Annotated in this window: 20 protein-coding genes; 11 read left to right on the forward strand and 9 right to left on the reverse strand. The window is 72.6% G+C overall.

Annotated elements, in window-relative coordinates:
- Window positions 1-32 precede the first annotated feature (32 nt).
- Window positions 33-1,442, reverse strand: coding sequence for an FAD-dependent monooxygenase (locus ACERZO_RS44200; RefSeq protein WP_372671972.1), 1,410 nt, complete (start codon window positions 1,440-1,442; stop codon window positions 33-35).
- Window positions 1,443-1,486: 44 nt separating this feature from the next.
- Between ACERZO_RS44200 and ACERZO_RS44205 the strand changes: the two genes are divergently transcribed.
- Window positions 1,487-2,134, forward strand: a complete 648-nt coding sequence (locus tag ACERZO_RS44205) for a TetR/AcrR family transcriptional regulator (protein WP_372671973.1) — start codon at window positions 1,487-1,489, stop codon at window positions 2,132-2,134.
- On the opposite strand, the gene dapC is transcribed toward ACERZO_RS44205, so the two are convergent.
- The 3 genes from dapC to ACERZO_RS44220 form a co-directional block, all read right to left on the reverse strand.
- Complete coding sequence (gene dapC, locus ACERZO_RS44210) at window positions 2,128-3,219, reverse strand: succinyldiaminopimelate transaminase (protein ID WP_372671974.1); 1,092 nt, start codon at window positions 3,217-3,219, stop codon at window positions 2,128-2,130. The two genes, ACERZO_RS44205 and dapC, sit on opposite strands and share 7 nt — an antisense overlap.
- Complete coding sequence (fdxA, locus tag ACERZO_RS44215; RefSeq protein ID WP_003083029.1) at window positions 3,216-3,536, reverse strand: ferredoxin; 321 nt, start codon at window positions 3,534-3,536, stop codon at window positions 3,216-3,218. Before fdxA ends, dapC begins: the two co-directional genes overlap by 4 nt.
- Window positions 3,537-3,645: 109 nt before the next feature.
- Entirely contained in the window at window positions 3,646-3,828 is a 183-nt protein-coding gene (locus tag ACERZO_RS44220) for a hypothetical protein (protein WP_372671975.1), read from the reverse strand.
- Between the two features lie 57 nt (window positions 3,829-3,885).
- Between ACERZO_RS44220 and ACERZO_RS44225 the strand changes: the two genes are divergently transcribed.
- From ACERZO_RS44225 to ACERZO_RS44255, 7 genes are read left to right on the forward strand one after another with little or no spacing between them, the layout of a single operon-like run.
- Complete coding sequence (locus ACERZO_RS44225) at window positions 3,886-4,638, forward strand: GNAT family N-acetyltransferase (protein WP_372671976.1); 753 nt, start codon at window positions 3,886-3,888, stop codon at window positions 4,636-4,638.
- A complete protein-coding gene (cofD, locus tag ACERZO_RS44230; RefSeq protein ID WP_372671977.1) occupies window positions 4,635-5,624 on the forward strand; it encodes a 2-phospho-L-lactate transferase in 990 nt (329 codons plus the stop codon). Before ACERZO_RS44225 ends, cofD begins: the two co-directional genes overlap by 4 nt.
- Window positions 5,560-6,954 (forward strand): coenzyme F420-0:L-glutamate ligase, encoded by a 1,395-nt coding sequence (locus tag ACERZO_RS44235; protein WP_372671978.1) that lies wholly within the window; start codon window positions 5,560-5,562, stop codon window positions 6,952-6,954. The genes cofD and ACERZO_RS44235 overlap by 65 nt, the downstream gene beginning before the upstream one ends.
- Window positions 6,951-7,496, forward strand: coding sequence for an NUDIX hydrolase (locus tag ACERZO_RS44240; protein ID WP_372671979.1), 546 nt, complete (start codon window positions 6,951-6,953; stop codon window positions 7,494-7,496). The genes ACERZO_RS44235 and ACERZO_RS44240 overlap by 4 nt, the downstream gene beginning before the upstream one ends.
- A 27-nt stretch (window positions 7,497-7,523) precedes the next feature.
- Complete coding sequence (locus tag ACERZO_RS44245) at window positions 7,524-7,991, forward strand: hypothetical protein (RefSeq protein WP_372671980.1); 468 nt, start codon at window positions 7,524-7,526, stop codon at window positions 7,989-7,991.
- Window positions 7,988-8,353, forward strand: a complete 366-nt coding sequence (locus ACERZO_RS44250) for a GntR family transcriptional regulator (protein WP_372671981.1) — start codon at window positions 7,988-7,990, stop codon at window positions 8,351-8,353. The genes ACERZO_RS44245 and ACERZO_RS44250 overlap by 4 nt, the downstream gene beginning before the upstream one ends.
- Window positions 8,354-8,358: 5 nt before the next feature.
- The gene (locus ACERZO_RS44255) at window positions 8,359-8,631 is read left to right on the forward strand and encodes a hypothetical protein (RefSeq protein ID WP_372672139.1); all 273 of its coding nucleotides are present in this window, start codon (window positions 8,359-8,361) and stop codon (window positions 8,629-8,631) included.
- 93 nt (window positions 8,632-8,724) lie between these two features.
- Here ACERZO_RS44255 and ACERZO_RS44260 read toward each other — a convergent pair whose 3' ends face one another.
- Entirely contained in the window at window positions 8,725-9,621 is an 897-nt protein-coding gene (locus tag ACERZO_RS44260; protein ID WP_372671982.1) for a DNA-3-methyladenine glycosylase family protein, read from the reverse strand.
- A gap of 2 nt (window positions 9,622-9,623) precedes the next feature.
- A complete protein-coding gene (locus ACERZO_RS44265) occupies window positions 9,624-10,703 on the reverse strand; it encodes a sugar phosphate nucleotidyltransferase (RefSeq protein ID WP_372671983.1) in 1,080 nt (359 codons plus the stop codon).
- Window positions 10,704-10,844: 141 nt separating this feature from the next.
- On the opposite strand from ACERZO_RS44265, the gene ACERZO_RS44270 reads away from it, so the two are divergent.
- Window positions 10,845-11,312 (forward strand): hypothetical protein, encoded by a 468-nt coding sequence (locus ACERZO_RS44270; RefSeq protein ID WP_372671984.1) that lies wholly within the window; start codon window positions 10,845-10,847, stop codon window positions 11,310-11,312.
- Here the strand turns inward: ACERZO_RS44270 and ACERZO_RS44275 are convergent.
- On the reverse strand, window positions 11,309-12,169 hold the full coding sequence (locus ACERZO_RS44275) for a glycosyltransferase family 2 protein (RefSeq protein WP_372671985.1): 861 nt from the start codon (window positions 12,167-12,169) through the stop codon (window positions 11,309-11,311). The genes ACERZO_RS44270 and ACERZO_RS44275 overlap by 4 nt on opposite strands.
- A gap of 127 nt (window positions 12,170-12,296) precedes the next feature.
- On the opposite strand from ACERZO_RS44275, the gene ACERZO_RS44280 reads away from it, so the two are divergent.
- Window positions 12,297-12,830 carry a DUF3800 domain-containing protein gene (locus ACERZO_RS44280; RefSeq protein WP_372671986.1) on the forward strand — a complete coding sequence of 178 codons (534 nt, stop codon included), beginning with the start codon at window positions 12,297-12,299 and terminating at the stop codon, window positions 12,828-12,830.
- 119 nt (window positions 12,831-12,949) lie between these two features.
- Here the strand turns inward: ACERZO_RS44280 and ACERZO_RS44285 are convergent, their stop codons facing one another.
- Window positions 12,950-14,080 carry a glycosyltransferase family 4 protein gene (locus ACERZO_RS44285; protein ID WP_372672140.1) on the reverse strand — a complete coding sequence of 377 codons (1,131 nt, stop codon included), beginning with the start codon at window positions 14,078-14,080 and terminating at the stop codon, window positions 12,950-12,952.
- Window positions 14,081-14,126: 46 nt separating this feature from the next.
- Window positions 14,127-15,227: a glycosyltransferase family 4 protein gene (locus tag ACERZO_RS44290; protein ID WP_372671987.1), complete on the reverse strand. Its 1,101-nt coding sequence runs from the start codon at window positions 15,225-15,227 to the stop codon at window positions 14,127-14,129.
- Between the two features lie 9 nt (window positions 15,228-15,236).
- Between ACERZO_RS44290 and ACERZO_RS44295 the strand changes: the two genes are divergently transcribed.
- Window positions 15,237-16,172: a glycosyltransferase family 2 protein gene (locus ACERZO_RS44295; RefSeq protein ID WP_372671988.1), complete on the forward strand. Its 936-nt coding sequence runs from the start codon at window positions 15,237-15,239 to the stop codon at window positions 16,170-16,172.
- The last annotated feature ends 2 nt before the right edge of the window (window positions 16,173-16,174 follow it).

A 16,174-nucleotide genomic window follows, 5' to 3' on the forward strand; every position in this document is an offset into this window, starting at 1 on the left:
CCTGACGACATGAATGAGTCATTCACGTCGTTTCAAGCGCGGACCGACCAGACGTAACCATCGGGGCGAACGAGCACCTCGGCACCCGGCTTGACGTCGTAAGCCGCGTACGCGAACCCGCCGTCGTCCACCAGGTCCGCACCCGTCGCGACACTCCCCGCGGGCAGGATCCGGACCCCCTCGGAAGGCCCGTCGCCAAACACCAAACGCGTCGCGTGCGGGCCCCGGAACACCTCGAACAACCGCACCCGCTTGCCATCGGCGGAGACCAACGGCGAGTCCGGCGCCCGGTCGCCAGGCCGCAGCGCGCCAGCACCCGAAGGGGACAGCGGGCCGCCGCGGTAGCTGATGTCCAGCTGCTGCGTCTCCTCGCCGCGGTGGTGGGCGTCCTCGTCGCCGTCGACGTACTTCTGCATCAGCCCGGTCGAGACCCCCAGCACCCGCGCCGCCACCGTCCGGCGCTCGGCCTCGTAGCTGTCGAGCAGCTCGGGTGAGCCGTCCGCGAGCTTCCAGCCCAGGTTGTACGCGTCCTGGACGCCGGTGTTCAGGCCCTGGCCGCCGGTCGGCGGGTGGACGTGCGCGGAGTCGCCGGCCAGGAAGACGCGCCCGTCGCGGAACCGCGCGGCCAGCCGGACGTTCGGCCGCCACACCGTCGACCACGCCAGGTCCGACAGCCGGACCGTGCCGCCGCTCAGTGCGTCGAGCCGGGCCTGGACCGCGGGCAGCGCCGTCTCGACGTCGGTCTCGCCCTCGGCGAGCGACGCGCCGAACTGGAAGTGCGGCGTCCCCGGCAGCGGGCTGAACACCATGCCGCTCATCGGCTCATCCGGCGTCGCGAACCAGTGGCCGTAGCTCCGGTCGAGCCCGTCGGCCCGGACGTCGCCGAGCAGCATCCGGATCGACTCGTCGGTCGTGCCCTCGAACGCGATCCCCAGCGCCTTGCGCACGAAGCTCTTGCCGCCGTCGGCACCGACCAGGTACTCCGCGCGGACCGTCTCGCCCGTGCTCAGCGTGGCCGTGACGCCGTCAGAGGACTGCTCGAAGCCGGTCAACGCGGTCGCCAGCTCGACATGGACGCCGAATTCGGCCAGCCGGTCGCGCAGGATGCCCTCGGTCTGCGACTGGCCCAGGAACCAGCCGGTCGGGTACGGCTTGTCTGGCGTCGGCTCGACCGGGTCGAACATCATCCGCTCGCCGACCACCTCGCCGCCGAGGTGGATCTTGATCGGCACCGGCGCGGCCCCCTGCGCCAGCACCTCGTCGAGCACGCCGAGGTCTTCGAAGACCTCCAGGGTCCGCGGCTGGAGCCCGTCGCCGCGCGAGCCCACGAAGAAGGTCTCGGCCTTGTCGATGATCCGGACTCCGACGTCGCGCCGCGCCAGCTCGATGGCCAGCGTCAGCCCGGTCGGTCCCGCCCCCGCGATCAGCACCCGTGTGTCCATGTCGCCCTCCCAGTGAATTGCGATTCAGTGAATCTGGATTCAGAATGACACTGCTAGCGTCCCGCGTCAAGGAGGTGCCGGTGAACCGCAAGGAGAAGGCGGCGGAGACCGAGGCCGCGCTGAAGGCGGCCGCCCGGCGCGTGTTCGCGCGCAAGGGCTACCTGAACACGAAGATCACGGACATCACCGCCGAGGCGGGCCGGGCCGCGGGATCGTTCTACAACCACTTCGCGGGCAAGGAGGAGCTGCTCGAGTCACTCCTGGCCGACATCGCGGCGTCCGGCGACGAAAGCGCGCTGTCCGAGGGCCACCTCTCCGACTTCAGCGACCCGGCGGCGGTGCGCTGGCACGTGGCCCAGTACTGGGACTTCTACAAGGAGCACGCGTCGACGATGCAGGCGCTGCGCCAGGCGGCGATGGTGAACGAGGCGTTCGCCCGCACGATGGCGAGCTTCGGCGCGACCCAGGCGGCGGACCTGAACGGCCACCTCGCCCAGGTGACGGCCGCCGGCCTGCGGCTGCCGGCGAGCACGGAACTGTCGATCGCGATGATGTACCAGCTGGTCGACAGCTTCGCGCAGATGTGGCTGCTCGACCCGGTCCCCGCGGCGTGGACACCACCGACCGACGACGAAGCGATCGAGGCGCTCACCCGGTTCGTCTACCGGGGCTTCACCGGCCGGGACTACTGAGCCAGCCGCTCCACAGCGGCGTCGACGCGCTCATCGGTCGCCGTCAACGCGACCCGGACGTGCGTGTCGCCCTTCGGGCCGTAGAACGTCCCCGGCGCCACCAGGATCCCGCGATCGGCCAGCCACTCGACCGTCGCCGAGGCGTCCTCGTCCCGGGTTGCCCACAGGTACAGGCCGGCCTCGGAGTGGTCGATGCGGAACCCGTTGTCCTGCAACGCCTTCCGCAGTGACAGCCGGCGCCGGGCGTACCGCTCGCGCTGGGCGGCCAGGGCCTCGTCGTCGGTCAGGGCGGCGACCATCGCCTCCTGGACCGGGCGCGGCACGATCATGCCCGCGTGCTTGCGGATGTCGAGCAGCCGCTTGATCAGCCGCGGGTCACCGGTCAGGAAGCCGGCGCGGTAGCTGGCCAGGTTCGCCGACTTGGACAGCGAGTGCACCGCGATCAGGCCGTCCGTGCGGCCGCCGCTGACGTCCGGGTGCAGGACCGACAGCGGGGACGTCTCCCAGCCCAGCGCCAGGTAGCACTCGTCGGACACGACGACGACGTCGCGCTCGCGGGCCCACTCGACGACCTTGCGCAGGTGCTCCGCCGGGAGCACGCGACCGGTCGGGTTGGACGGCGAGTTCAGCCAGATCATCGCCGGTTTCTGCGGGCCGAGCGCGACAGTGCTGTCGGCACGCAGGATCGACGCGCCCGCCAGGAGCGCGCCGACCTCGTACGTCGGGTAGGCCAGCTCCGGGATGACCACCAGGTCGCCGGGGCCGAAGCCGAGCAGGCGCGGCAGCCAGGCCACGGCCTCCTTCGACCCGATCGTCGGCAGCACGGCGTCCGGCTCGATGCCGGTGACGCCGTGCCGGCGGCCGAGCGCGGCGACGGCCGCCGCGCGCAGGGCCGGGATGCCGTGCGTGGTCGGGTAGCCCGGGATCTCCGAGACGGACGCGAGCGCGTCGCCGATGCCGGCCGGGACCGGGTCGACCGGCGTGCCGATGGAGAGGTCGACCACCCCGCCGGGGTGGGCGCTCGCCTTGGCCTTGACCTCGGCGAGCGAATCCCAGGGGAAGTCGGGCAGCGCGACCGGGCTCATTCGCCCTGCGGGGGCAGCGCCTTGATGAACGCCGGGTCGTGCGCGGTCTTGCCCACCTTGGAGGCGCCGCCGGGCGAGCCCAGCTCGTCGAAGAAGTCGACGTTGGCCTTGGTGTAGTCCGACCAGTTGTCCGGGACGTCGTCCTCGTAGTAGATCGCCTCGACCGGGCAGACCGGCTCGCAGGCGCCGCAGTCGACGCACTCGTCCGGGTGGATGTACAGCATCCGCTCGCCCTCGTAGATGCAGTCCACGGGGCACTCGTCGATACACGCCTTGTCGAGCACGTCGACGCAGGGCTCGGCGATCACGTAGGTCACTGCGCACTCCTGCTTTTCTCTGCAAACAGCCAGTCGTGGCCGACACTACGCGGTTCGGCCACCCGTTCGGTTGGTGAGGCAAGCCTTAGCCATACCCGGGGTATGGCGCTCACCTCCGCCGACGGCGCGGGGGCGGGGTGGCCCGGGCGTCGCCGGTGATGACGAAGCGGGGTTTCGGAGCTTCGCCTGCGTCACTCTCGGCCTTCTTCTCCCCCACGGCGCGGTTGAACCCCTCGGAGATCTCGTCGACGAGCTTCTCGTTGTGCCGCTCGTCCTTGCGCTGGATGCCCACGGCCACCTCCTCGGAAATCCGCTCCGCGCCTTTCACGGCCTCCGTCACAATCTAGTCGTGAACGCACGTGAAGCGCTCGAAATCGTCTGCAGCAGAGCATGGCCGCCCCTGGTCGAGGAACCCCTGAACGACTGGCGGCTGCGCTGGGCAGGGGGCTTCACGGGCCGCGCGAACAGCGCGCTCGCGGTCGGCGACCCCGGCCGGCCGATCCCGGACGCCCTGCGCGCGGTGTGTGACTTCGCCCACGATCGGGGGATCCAGCCGATGGTGCAGGTGATCCGCGACAGCCCGAACGAGCGCGCGGTCGTCGCCGAGGGCTGGTTCCAGGCGACCCGCCACCACCGTGGCCACGAGGTCGTCGTGCTCACCACCCCGCTCACCGGCACGTCCCCGGTCGACGGCGTCGAGGTGCACGACGAGCCGACGCCGGCGTGGTGGGAGCTGACGCTCGGGCCCGGCGAGGACGTCCCGGCCGCGCGCAGCGTCTTGACCGGCGGGAAGGTCGGCTACGGCGTCGCGACGCTCGACGGCGCCACCGCCGGCGTCGTCCGCGGCGCCCTGGTCGACGGCTGGCTGCACGTCGGCCGTCTGGAGGTCGGCCCCGCCTTCCGCCGCCGCGGGCTCGCGAAGGCGCTGATGGGCGCCCTGCACACGTGGGGCGCGGAACACGGGGCCGACCACGCGGTGTTGCAGGTGGCGGAGGGGAACGCGGGCGCGCTCGCGCTCTACGCGGGGCTCGGCTACGCCCCGCACCACAGATACCGGTACTGGGTGCCCGCACCCGGCTCGTGCGAGGATTCGACGTCGTGAAGATCGTGGTAGTGGTCGGCGGAGTGGGCGGGGCCCGCTTCCTGCTGGGTGTCAAGGCAGCGCTGGGGATGCCGGCGGAGGGTTCCGGGGACTCGGAGCACGAGGTGACGGCGCTGGTCAACACCGGCGACGACGTCTGGATGCACGGGCTGCGGATCTGTCCCGACCTGGACACCTGCATGTACACGCTGGGCGGCGGGATCGACAAGGAACGCGGCTGGGGGCACTCGGGCGAGACCTGGGTGGTCAAGGAGGAGCTGGCGGCCTACGGCGCCGACCCGGACTGGTTCGGCCTCGGCGACAAGGACATCGCCACCCACCTCATCCGGTCGCGGATGCTGCGCGCGGGCTACCCGCTCTCGGCGGTGACCGAGGCCCTGTGCGACCGCTGGCAGCCCGGCGTCCGGCTGCTGCCGATGTCCGACGACCGCGTCGAGACGCACGTCGTGATCGACGACCCGGAGCAGGACGGCCAGCAGAAGGCCATCCACTTCCAGGAGTGGTGGGTGCGCTACCGCGCCGAGCCGAAGGCCCACTCGATCGTCGCGGTCGGGGCCGACGAGGCCAAGCCGGCGCCGGGGGTGCTCGACGCGATCAAGGACGCCGACGCGGTGCTGTTCGCGCCGTCGAACCCGGTGGTCTCGGTCGGGACCGTGCTGGGCGTGCCGGGGGTCCGGGACGCACTGCGCAAGACGTCCGCGGGCGTCGTCGGGGTGTCGCCGATCATCGGCGGCAAGGCGCTGCGCGGGATGGCCGACGCGTGCCTGACCGCGATCGGCGTCGAGACGTCGGCGGAGGCGGTGGGCCGGCACTACGGCTCGCGCCAGGACGGCGGTGTGCTGGACGGCTGGCTGATCGCCGAAGGCGAGACCGCGGACGTGCCGGGCGTGACCGTCCGCGACGTGCCGCTGCTGATGTCCGATGTGGACGCGACCGCGGCGATGGCCCGCGCCGCCCTCGACCTGGCCGGAGCCCCCGTTGCATGACCACGCCTCCCCCAAGCTGGAGATCCTGCCCGTCACCGGGCTGCCGGAGTTCCGCCCCGGCGACGACCTGACCGGCGCGATCGTCAAGGCCGCGCCGTGGCTGCGCTCGGGTGACGTCCTGGTCGTGACCAGCAAGATCGTCTCGAAGGCCGAAGGCAGGCTCGTCAAGGTGCCCCAGGATCCCGAGGCCCGCGACGCCGAACGCCGGAAGCTCGTCGAGCGCGAGGCCATCCGGGTGGTCGCGCGGATCGCGCGCACGGTGATCACCCAGAACCACCTCGGGATCGTGCAGGCGGCGTCGGGCATCGACGCGTCGAACGTCGAAGGCGACGAGGTCGCGCTGCTGCCCGCGGACCCGGACGCGTCGGCGCTGGCCCTGCGCAACGGGCTGCGCGAACGGCTCGGCGTCGAGGTCGCCGTGGTCGTCACGGACACGATGGGCCGCGCGTGGCGGGTCGGGCAGACCGACGCCGCGATCGGCTCGTCCGGGCTGCGCGTGCTGCACGCCTACCGCGGCGAGGTCGACGGGCAGGGCAACGAGCTGGCCGTCACCGAGGTCGCGATCGCCGACGAGCTGGCCGCGGCCGCCGACCTGGTCAAGGGCAAGCTCGGCGGGACGCCGGTCGCGGTCGTGCGCGGGCTGGACCTCTTCGACGACGGCTCGACCGCGCGGAACCTCGTCCGGCCGCTGGAGGAGGACCTCTTCCGGCTCGGCACGAACGAAGCGATCGCGCAGGGCAAGCGGGCGGCCGTGCCGTCGCGGCGGTCGGTGCGGCAGTTCGCGGACGCGCCCGTCGACCCGGCCGCGATGCGCCGCGCGGTGGCGTCCGCGCTGACCGCGCCCGCGCCGCACCACACGCACCCGGTGCGGTTCGTCTGGCTGCGCGACGCCGGCCTGCGGCACAAGCTGCTCGACGCGATGCGCGAGTCGTGGCGGGCCGACCTCGAGGGCGACGACTTCACGCCGGAGCAGATCGCGAAGCGGCTCAGCCGCGGCGACATCCTTTACCGCGCACCGGAAGTCGTCATCCCGTTCCTGGTCCCGGACGGCGCGCACACCTACCGCGACGAGCGCCGCAACGACTGCGAGAAGACGATGTTCACCGTCGCCGGCGGCGCCGCGGTGCAGGGCCTGCTGGTGTCGCTGGCGGCCGAAGGGCTCGGCTCGTGCTGGATCGGGTCGACGATCTTCGCCGCGGACATCGTCCGGGACGTCCTCGGCCTCGACGAACGCTGGCAGCCGCTGGGTTCGGTCGCGATCGGCGTCCCGTTGGACGACCCCGGCCCGCGCGGGCCGATCACGCCCGGCGAAGGGCTGCTGGAGCTGTGAGCCTGCACGCGGAAGCCGTCGCGACGCTGGGTTCGTGGCGGCCCGCGCTCGCTTCCCAGGAGTCCCTGCGCCAGGCGTTCCTGGGGTTCCTGGCGGCGCGCGAGGACTCGTGTCAACGGTCGTGCGCGGCCGGGCACCTGACGGCGTCGGCGGTGGTCCTGGACCACACCGGGACCCAGGTGCTGCTGACGCTGCACCCGCGCGTCGGCCGGTGGCTGCAGCTGGGCGGGCACTGCGAGCCCGCGGACGCTTCGCTGGCCGACGCGGCGCTGCGGGAAGCGACCGAGGAGTCCGGCATGACCGGGCTGCGGATCGACCCGGAGCCGGTGCACCTCGACGTCCACCCGATCACGTGCTCGCTCGGCGTGCCCACGCGGCACTTCGACGTCCGGTTCGCGGTGCACGCCCCGGCGGGTGCTTCGCCGGTGCGCAGCGACGAGTCCGACGACCTGCGGTGGTGGCCGGTGGACGCGCTGCCGGCGGGGTCCGAAGATCTCGCCGATCTGGTGAAAGCGGCCGTTCCTGTCGGTGCCGGGCACTAGCCTGGGGTGCGGACAGGGAGGGACCACATGGCTACGCAGTTTCCGCAGCGCGTGCACTACCACTCGGGAGGGGGCGGCGGCGACGGGGTGTTCGGCTACATCGTCGTCGGCCTGCTGATCCTGGCGATCATCGTGTTCGTGATCGTCGTGGCGGTGCGGGTGTCGAAGATGCGCCGCGAAGAGGCGATGAAGCAGAGCGGGCAGTTCCCGCAGCAGAACTTCCCGCCGCAGCAAGGGTTCGCGCCGCCGCCGGGCGGGTTCACCGGGCCGCAGGGCACCGCCGCGTTCCCGCCGCAGCCGGGGTCGGGCGGGTTCCCCGCGCCGCAACCGGCGTACCCGCCGGGTCCGCAGGCCGGGTACGCGCCGCAGCAGGCCGGGTTCCCGCCGTCGCAACCGGTTCCGCAACAGCCGGGCTTCCCGCCGTCGCAACCGGTGCCGCAGGGGCCGTACGGGCAGCGGCCGCCGGGCCCGGGAGCGGGTCCGCAGAGCTGGTGATCGTCCCCTTCGACAGCGCTTCCCCGGTCCCGCCGTTCGAGCAGGTGCGGTCCGGGCTCGCGACGCGGATCAACGACCGGAGCCTGCCGGTCGGCACGAAGCTGCCCACGGTCCGCGCCCTGGCGGCCGACCTGGGGATCGCGCCGAACACGGTGGCCCGCGCGTACCGCGAGCTGGAGGAGGCCGGGCTGATCGAGACGCGCGGCCGGGCGGGCAGCTTCGTCGCGGCGGCGGGCGACCAGACCCGCCGCCGCGCCCAGCAGGCGGCGGCCGGCTACGCGGACCTCACCCGTAAGCTCGGCCTGGACGACGCCGAGGCGCTGGCGATCATCCGCGCGGCGCTCGACGAAGGAAGGGGCTGATCTTGGTGCTGAGCGTCCTGACGCTGCTGATCATCCTGGTGCCGGTCGCGGTGGTCGTGACCGTGGTGGTGCTGGTGCTCAAGATGAACAAGCCGAAGCAGCCGCCGTACCAGGGTTATCCGCCGCAGCAGGGGTATCCGGGGCAGCAGCAGCCGGGTTATCCGCCGCAGCAAGGCTTTCCGCCTCAGCAGGGCGGCTATCCCGGGCAGCAACCGCCTTACCCGCCCGAGCAGGGCGGCTATCCCGGCCAGCAACCGCCTTACCCGCCCCAGCAGTAAGCCCCTCCCACGCGTAGCGACTTTCCTGCCCTGTGAGGAGAGCTTGTGTGCGGCGGCTTGCTTCGAACCGGCCGCCGCAGCGACTTCGGCTGATCACATCGCGCGGTAGTCGCGCAGCTCGATGCGCGGTCCGAACCGTGGCCGCCGGTGGCCCGCCGCCTCCAGGTACCGCACCGCCCGCTGCCGCTGCGGCGCGTACGGCGCCAAAACCTCCGCCATCCCCGCGTCGTCGAGTTTCGCGCCCAGCACGGCGTTCCCGACCATCGACGGGATGTTGTAGTCGCCGAAGCTGACCGCGTCCGGGTCGCCCCACGCGCGCTGCGCGATCTCCGCCGCCGTCCACACCCCGATGCCCGGGACGTTCCGCAGCAGGTGGCGCCCCGCCAGCCCGCGCAGCTCGACCGCCCGCTCGAGGTGGCCGGCCACCCGCGCCGCGTTCAGCAACGCCGTCCGCCGCTTGATGTCGACGCCCGCGCGGTGCCAGTGCCAGTCCGGCAACGACCGCAGCGCCACCGGTGTCGGCGGCACGCGCAGCCGCTCCGGCCCCGGCCCGGGCGCCGGCGCGCCGAACCGGCGGCACAGCTCGGCCCACGACCGGATCGCCTCCTTGCCGGTCACCTTCTGCTCCAGCACCGCCAGCACCAGCCAGTCCCACACCACGCCCGTCGCGCCCAGCCGCAGCCCCGGGTTCTCCCGGCGGGCGCGCGCGACGACGTCGTGGTGCGCGACGAACTCCGAATCGTCGTCGTCCGCGCCGAGCAGCGCCGGGACGCCGGTGAGCAGCCGGTCCGCGCCGTCGCCCCAGGCCGCCGCCTCGATCCGGCCGTCGGTGAGCTTGCGCAGGGCCAGCGTGCCCGGGCCGTCCGGGGTGTTCGACGCGAGCCACGTGATCCCGCGCTCGTCGGTCAGGATGTTGAGCGACCCGCGCCCGCGCTTCAGCGGACTCAGGACGCTGCCCAAGTCGACCTCGAACGCGGGACGCCAGTACATCGCTACGCGTCGCTCGAGAAGCGGACGGAACCGTCGGGCAGCACGGTGTCCGGCCAGATCCGGGCCCCGTCGAGGAGTTCGCAGCCGGCGCCGACGGACACGCCGTCGCCCAGCACGACGCCGCGCAGCACCGCGCCGGCGCCGACGCGCGCGCCGTGGCCGAGCACCGAGCGCTCGACGATCGCGCCTTCGGAGACGGCCGCGCCGTCGAACAGCACCGAACCGTCGATCTTCGCGCCGGAGCCGACGACCGCGCCGCCGCCGATGGTCGAACCACCGCACAGGTGGGCGTCTTCGGCGACGGAAGCGCCGTCCAGCACCAGGAAGTCGCCGGGCCGGCCGGGCAGCGCCGACGTCGGCGCCACACCCCGCACCAGGTCCGCCGACCCGCGCACGAACGCTTCCGGCGTGCCGACGTCCAGCCAGTAGGAGGCGTCGACGAAGCCGTGGATGTGCGCACCCTGCTCCAGCAGCTGCGGGAATGTCTCGCGCTCGACGGAAACCCGACGCCCGGTGGGGATCGCCTCGATCACCGGGCGGCGGAAGACGTAGCAGCCGGCGTTGATCTGGTCGGTCGGCGGGTTCGGCGTCTTCTCGAGGAAGGCCTGGACGCGGCCGGTTTCGTCGGTCGGCACCGAGCCGAACCGGCTCGGGTCGGGCACGCGCTGCAGGTGCAGCGTGACGTCGGCCTCGGACTCGCGGTGCACGCGCAGCTGCTCGCCGAGGTCGGAGCCGGAGATGATGTCGCCGTTGAAGACGATCACGTGGTCGGCGCGCAGCTTGTCGTAGACGTTGCGGATGGCGCCGGCCGTGTCGAGCGGCTCCTCCTCGACGACGTACTCGAGGTCCAGACCGATCGACTTGCCGTCGCCGAAGTACTCCTCGAACACCTCCGCACGGTAGCTCGTGCCCAGCACGACGTGCCGGATCCCGGCCTCGCGGATCCGGGAGAACAGGTGGCTCAGGTAGGGCGTCCCGGCTGTCGGGAGCATCGGCTTCGGTGCCGAAAGGGTCAGTGGCCGCAGGCGCGTGCCCTTGCCCCCGACCAGCACGACGGCGTCGATCTCGACCTCGGACGTCACGGAAATCTCCTCTTGTATCACGCACCGCTGAGCGACAAGCCGCGGGAAACCCTGACGGAGGTCGCCCGGAGGGCCTACCCTAGACAGGAAACAGGCGGGCCTTTCCCCAGAGGGCCCCGGGTCAGTCGGGAGGCCGAGGGGATGGACCCCCGCGATCGGGCGGACGCCCTGCTCGCACGAGCCCAGGCGCGCGGTGTGTTCGTCGTGACACCCGACAGCGCGACGTCACCGATGGACTCGTCGAACACCCAGCAGATACCCCGGGCGCAGATCGACGGGCTCGACCGCAGCCAGGACCCCGACACGACCACGCAGCTGCCGGCGTCGCTGATCGAGGAGAACGACCACCCGCTGGCCGGCGCGGCGCCGACGCGGCGGCTGGAGGCCCGCGGTGGCCGCCGCCCGCAGGCGACGACGCCGTTGAGCACGCCGTCGCAGACGACCCCGCTGCCCACACCGCCGGTGACCACGCCGCTCGCGCGCCGGCCCCAGGCCGAGCCGATCACGAGCCCGCTGAAGGAGCCGGACCCGGAGGACACCGGCCTGGTGCCGACGGTGACGCAGACGAACGGCAAATCCGACCTCTCGCGCCGGCTCGACGGGATCTAGCGGGTCTCGAGCTTCAGCCGCAGCGCGAGGCCGAGCTTCGCGGCGGCGAGCACCGGCTTCCAGGCGAAGCCCTGGTGGCGGTCGGCGAGGAAGCGGTAGGCGCTGTCGTGGTGTGCCTTGAGCATCTTCGCCGACGCCTGCGACGTCGAGTGGCCGCCTTCGTGGGTGACGCGCGCGGAGGGCGCGTAGACGTTCAGCCAGCCGGCCTGGGCGAGGCGGTCACCGAGGTCGACGTCCTCGAAGTACATGAAGTAGCGCGTGTCGAAGCCCCCGACGGAGTCGAACGCCTCCCGGCGGATCAGCTGGCAGGAGCCGGAGAGCCAGCCGGACGTGCGCTCGACCGGGGTGCCGGTTTCCTGGCGGTACTGCCGCGTCCAGGGGTTGCCGGGCCAGACCTTCCCGAAGACGGCGTGCCCGATGCCGCGCCCGAAGGAGGGCAGCAGGCGGGCGGAGGGGTAGACGGTGCCGTCGAGATCGTGGATGAGCGGCCCGAAGGCCCCACCCCGAGGCCACCGGCTCGCGACCTCGAGCAGGGCGTCGAGCGACCCGGGTTCCCATTCGAGGTCCGGGTTGACGACGACGACCCAGCCGTAGCGGTCGTCCAGCTCGGCGACCCCGCGGTTGGCGGCGGTGCCGTAGCCGACGTTCTCGCCGATGCTGAGCAGCTGAACGTTCTTCCGGTTGGCGGTGGCCTCCTCGAGGGCACCTTCGACGGAGGCGTTGTCGGCGACGACCACCTTGACCTCGCGCTCGGTGGCCTTCTCGAGGGTGTCGAGGAACCGTCCGATGGTGTCCTCGGAGAAGTAGGTCACGGTCACGACGCCGACTTCGTCGCCATAGCGGGGGTGCTCAGTCACCCGGCCATTGTCCACCGGTCACGGATCGCGACCCCGCCACCCCGTCGACGGTGACCCTTCGCCGAACTGTCACGCCAAGTAGTGACCCGACTGCGATACGTGTGATCGACAACGCCATGATGAAGCGATGACGGTGCACGCGTTCGTCGACGAATCCGCACGTGCGGGCAGCTACCTGCTCTGCGCGACGATCGTGGAGCCCGCTCACCTGTCTTCGACCCGCCGCGCATTGATGTCCCTGCTGTTGCGGGGGTCACGCGAGCTGCATTTCAAGAAGGAAAAGGAACCCCGCCGCCGGATGCTCATCGACCGCATGGCGGCCATGACCGTCTCGTCCAGGCTCTACATCGCCGAGTGCTCCCCCAAAACCGCGGAATCGGCCCGCCAGCGCGGACTGGACCGCCTGGCCCAGGAGCTCCTCGCGCTGCAAGCACATCGGCTGGTCCTCGACACCCGCGACCACCGCGACGGGCAGGACCGCCGAACTCTGCAGCAAGCTCTCGGTCACCGACCTTCCAAGACCGAACTCACCTACGAGCACGTCGATTCGACGGCCGAGCCGCTGCTGTGGATTTCCGACGCGGTGGCGTGGTGCTACGGGGCGGGTGGCGACTGGCGCAAGCGAGCCGGCACCTTGATCACCGACATCGTCACCGTCTGAGAACGGCGAAAAGCCCGCGAGACGACCGTCCGGACGCGTCGCGGGCTTTCATACTCGGCCCCACCGGGGCCTCGCAATGTCACTTTACCACTTTCACCTCTGCCGCAGCCGAGCGCTGCTCAGCGGGTCCGGAGGTGCCGGGACCAAGCCTTGGCGTAAGCCTCCCGATGCCGCTCCGCAGTCGTGGCCCAGGAAAACTCCTTGGCCCGCTGCTGAGCCGCCGTCGCCAGCTCCGCCCGCCGCCCGGGGTCGGCCAGCAGTTCCGACAACCCCGCCGCCACGTCGCCGGCCCCGACCCCGCAGTACGCCACGGCATCACCACCCACCTCGGGCAACGACAACCGCCGCGTGGTCAGCACGCAGGCCCCGCACGCCATCGCTTCCAGCACCGGCAACCCGAACCCCTCGCCCAGCGACGGGTAAGCCACCAGCTCGGCACCCCCGAGGAACCCGGCCAGCGTCCCGAAGGGCAGATACCCTGCCCGAATCACGCGAAGCCGGTGCGGAACGGCGTCCAAAGCCCGCTCCACCTGGGTGTCCCACCCCGGCTGCCCGGCCAAGACCAAAGCCGGCGCGTCACGCTGTCCGGCCACCGCCCGCGCGAACCCGCGGATCAGCGCCGGCACGTTCTTGCGCGGCTCCAGCGCCCCCAGGAACGCCACGTACGGCGTCCGTCCGAGGCCTACCGCCGAACGGGCGGCCTCGACCTCCGATGGTGACGGTGGGTGAAACCGCTCGCTGTCGACGCCGTGGTGAATCACTTCCAAGGACGCGTGCCGGACCGGGCCCACGCGGGCCAGCTCCGCCGCCGTCGCCGCCGAGGGGACCACGCACAGCGTCGCGCGGCGCAACGCCGTTGCCGTCCACGCCCGGAAGAACCGCGCCTTCACCGACGAGTGCAGCACGGCGTCGGTGAAGAACGTCGCGTCGTGGAGCGTGACGACCGATGCCGCCGACGTGGCCAGCGGCATCGTGTAGTGCGGCGAGTGGACGACGTCCGCGCCCAGGCGGCGCACCAACCGGGGCAGGGTCGCCTGCTCCCAGGTCAGCCGCGCGGTGCGGGTGGTCGTCGTCGGGGACGCGGGCACTACGCGCGAGCTCGGCGCCAGCCGATCGTAAAGCTGCAGGTCCCGCGGCTGGCACACGACGGTGAGCCGCGCCCCGTCCGCGTCGAGCGCGGCGACGAGCGAATCCACGTACCGGCCGACCCCGCCGCGGTCCGCGGGAACCGCGGTCGCGTCGATCAGCACCCGGGGGTCATCGCTCACCCCTGCAGGGTACGGCGGTGACCCGGTGTCATGGTGAGGAACTGGCAAACCGGTCAGGGGCGGCACGGGTGTGGATCGCCCAGACGGCTTCCGCCGCGCGGCGCCAGGTGAACGTCCGCGCCCGCTCGCGCCCCGATCGAGTGAGGTCAGCCGCCACGGAGGGTGATCCCAGGACCTCTCGCAACGCCGAAGCCAGCGCCCGGGCGTCGCCGCGCGGAACCATCCGGCCCGCGCCGCCCGCCACCTCGGCCAGCGCCGGGACGTCCGTGTGCACCACCGGAACCCCGGCCGCCATCGCCTCCAGCAGGCCCATCCCGAACCCCTCGGCCAGGCTCGGCACCGCCAGGACGCTCGCCTGGCGCAACGCCGTCGCCAGCTCGGCGTCCGACACCTTCCCCAGCATCCGCAACCGGTCCGCGGGAAGCCCGCGGTCCGCCGCCAGCGCGGCCGGGTCGACGCCGCCCCAGCCCGGCTGCCCGGCGAGCACCAGCACCACGTCGTCGAGCGCCGCGACCGCGTCGACCAGGACGTCGATCCCCTTGCGCGGCTCGATCGTCCCGACGGCCAGCACGTACCGCGGCGGCAGGTCCAGCGGCGCCGACCCGGCCGGGACCCGCACGCCGTGCGGCACCACGCGCACCGGGACGTCGACGTCGATCAGCACCGCCAGCTCGTCGGCGACCGCCCGCGTCGGCACCACCAGCCCGGACGCCCGCCGCGCGGCCCGCGCGATCATCGACCGGTGCCAGCTGACCCCGCGCGCGGTCAGCGTCTCGGGATGGGTCCAGGGCACGGTGTCGTGCACGGTGACGCTCAACGTCTTCCCGGCCGGCGCCCGCGGCGGCGCGAACGGCGTCGGCGCGTGCACCGCGTCGCCGCCCGGCCACCAGCGCAGGCCCAGCTGCCACGCGGCGACCAGCGCCCGCGGCGGGATGCGCAGCACCCGCGGGCCCTCGACGCCGTCCAGCCGGGCCGCGCCGACGTCGGCGTGCCGCGCGACGACGCTGGACACCGTCCAGCCGCGCGGCGCGGTCTGCGCGAGCGCGGGCAGCAGCTCGGCCGTGTAGCGCCCGGTGCCACCGGGCACGGGCGCGAGGAGCTGCTCGGCGAGCACGACCAGTTCGGGCACGCGGCTATTGTGCGGGACGTGACCGCGAATCCCGCCACCACGGTGGTCGTCGTGACCTGGCGGGGTGCCGGGCACGTCACCGCCTGCCTCGACGCGCTCGCCGCGCAGACGCGTCCACATCGGACGCTCGTGGTGGACAACGCCTCCGACGACGGCACCGCCGCCCTGCTCGCAGCCCATCCTTCGCACCCGCAAGTAATTCGCCTGCCGCGCAACACGGGTTACGCGGGCGCGCTCGCCGTCGCCGCGAAACGCATCGAGACGCCGCTGATGGCGTGGCTGAACGACGACGCCGAACCCGAGCCGGACTGGCTCGCGACGCTCGAAGACACCCTGGAAAAGGCGCCTTTGGCCGGCGCGGCGACGTCCCGGCTCGTGCGCCCCGACGGCACCACGCAGTCCGCCGGCGTCCGGCTGACCGCCGACGGCCACGGCGCCGACCTCACCGAGCCCGCCGCCGAGGTGTTCGGCTTCTGCGGCGGCGCGGCGCTCCTGCGGTCGGACGTGCTGACGAGCGTGCACGGCGTCCCGGCCGGGTTCTTCTGCTATTACGAAGACACCGACACGGCGTGGCGCCTGCGGCTGGCCGGCTGGGACGTCGTCGCGGCGCCCGAAGCCCGCGTCCGGCACGCCCACGGCGTCAGCAGCGAGCTGGGTTCCCCGCTGTTCCACCGCTGGAACGAGCGCAACCGGCTGCTCATGCTGCTGCGCTGCGCACCTCGCGGGATCGCGGTGAACCAGCTGGTGAAGTTCGCCGTGTTGACAGCGGTGCTGCCGCTGCGACCGGGACGTCCCCAGGCGGCGAACTTCCGGTTCGGCCTGCGCTGCCGCGTCCTGGCCGAGGTGGTCACGCGGCTGCCGGCGACGCTGGCGGCCCGCCGCAAGATCGGCCGCGAGGCCGCGCTGAGCCGAGGCGCGGTCTGGGAGGCTTGGGCTGGCCTTTAAGC

The organism is Amycolatopsis kentuckyensis, from assembly GCF_041679295.1.
GTDB lineage: Bacteria > Actinomycetota > Actinomycetes > Mycobacteriales > Pseudonocardiaceae > Amycolatopsis > Amycolatopsis kentuckyensis_A.

What these genes read in the sequence shown, in the direction of transcription:
- ACERZO_RS44200 (WP_372671972.1), bottom strand. Translation starts at nt 1,442, where the DNA reads ATGGACACACGGGTGCTGATCGCGGGGGCGGGACCGACCGGGCTGACG.
- ACERZO_RS44205 (WP_372671973.1), top strand. Translation starts at nt 1,487, where the DNA reads ATGACACTGCTAGCGTCCCGCGTCAAGGAGGTGCCGGTGAACCGCAAG.
- dapC (WP_372671974.1), bottom strand. Translation starts at nt 3,219, where the DNA reads ATGAGCCCGGTCGCGCTGCCCGACTTCCCCTGGGATTCGCTCGCCGAG.
- ACERZO_RS44235 (WP_372671978.1), top strand. Translation starts at nt 5,560, where the DNA reads ATGTGGACGCGACCGCGGCGATGGCCCGCGCCGCCCTCGACCTGGCCG.
- ACERZO_RS44245 (WP_372671980.1), top strand. Translation starts at nt 7,524, where the DNA reads ATGGCTACGCAGTTTCCGCAGCGCGTGCACTACCACTCGGGAGGGGGC.
- ACERZO_RS44260 (WP_372671982.1), bottom strand. Translation starts at nt 9,621, where the DNA reads ATGTACTGGCGTCCCGCGTTCGAGGTCGACTTGGGCAGCGTCCTGAGT.
- ACERZO_RS44270 (WP_372671984.1), top strand. Translation starts at nt 10,845, where the DNA reads ATGGACCCCCGCGATCGGGCGGACGCCCTGCTCGCACGAGCCCAGGCG.
- ACERZO_RS44280 (WP_372671986.1), top strand. Translation starts at nt 12,297, where the DNA reads ATGACGGTGCACGCGTTCGTCGACGAATCCGCACGTGCGGGCAGCTAC.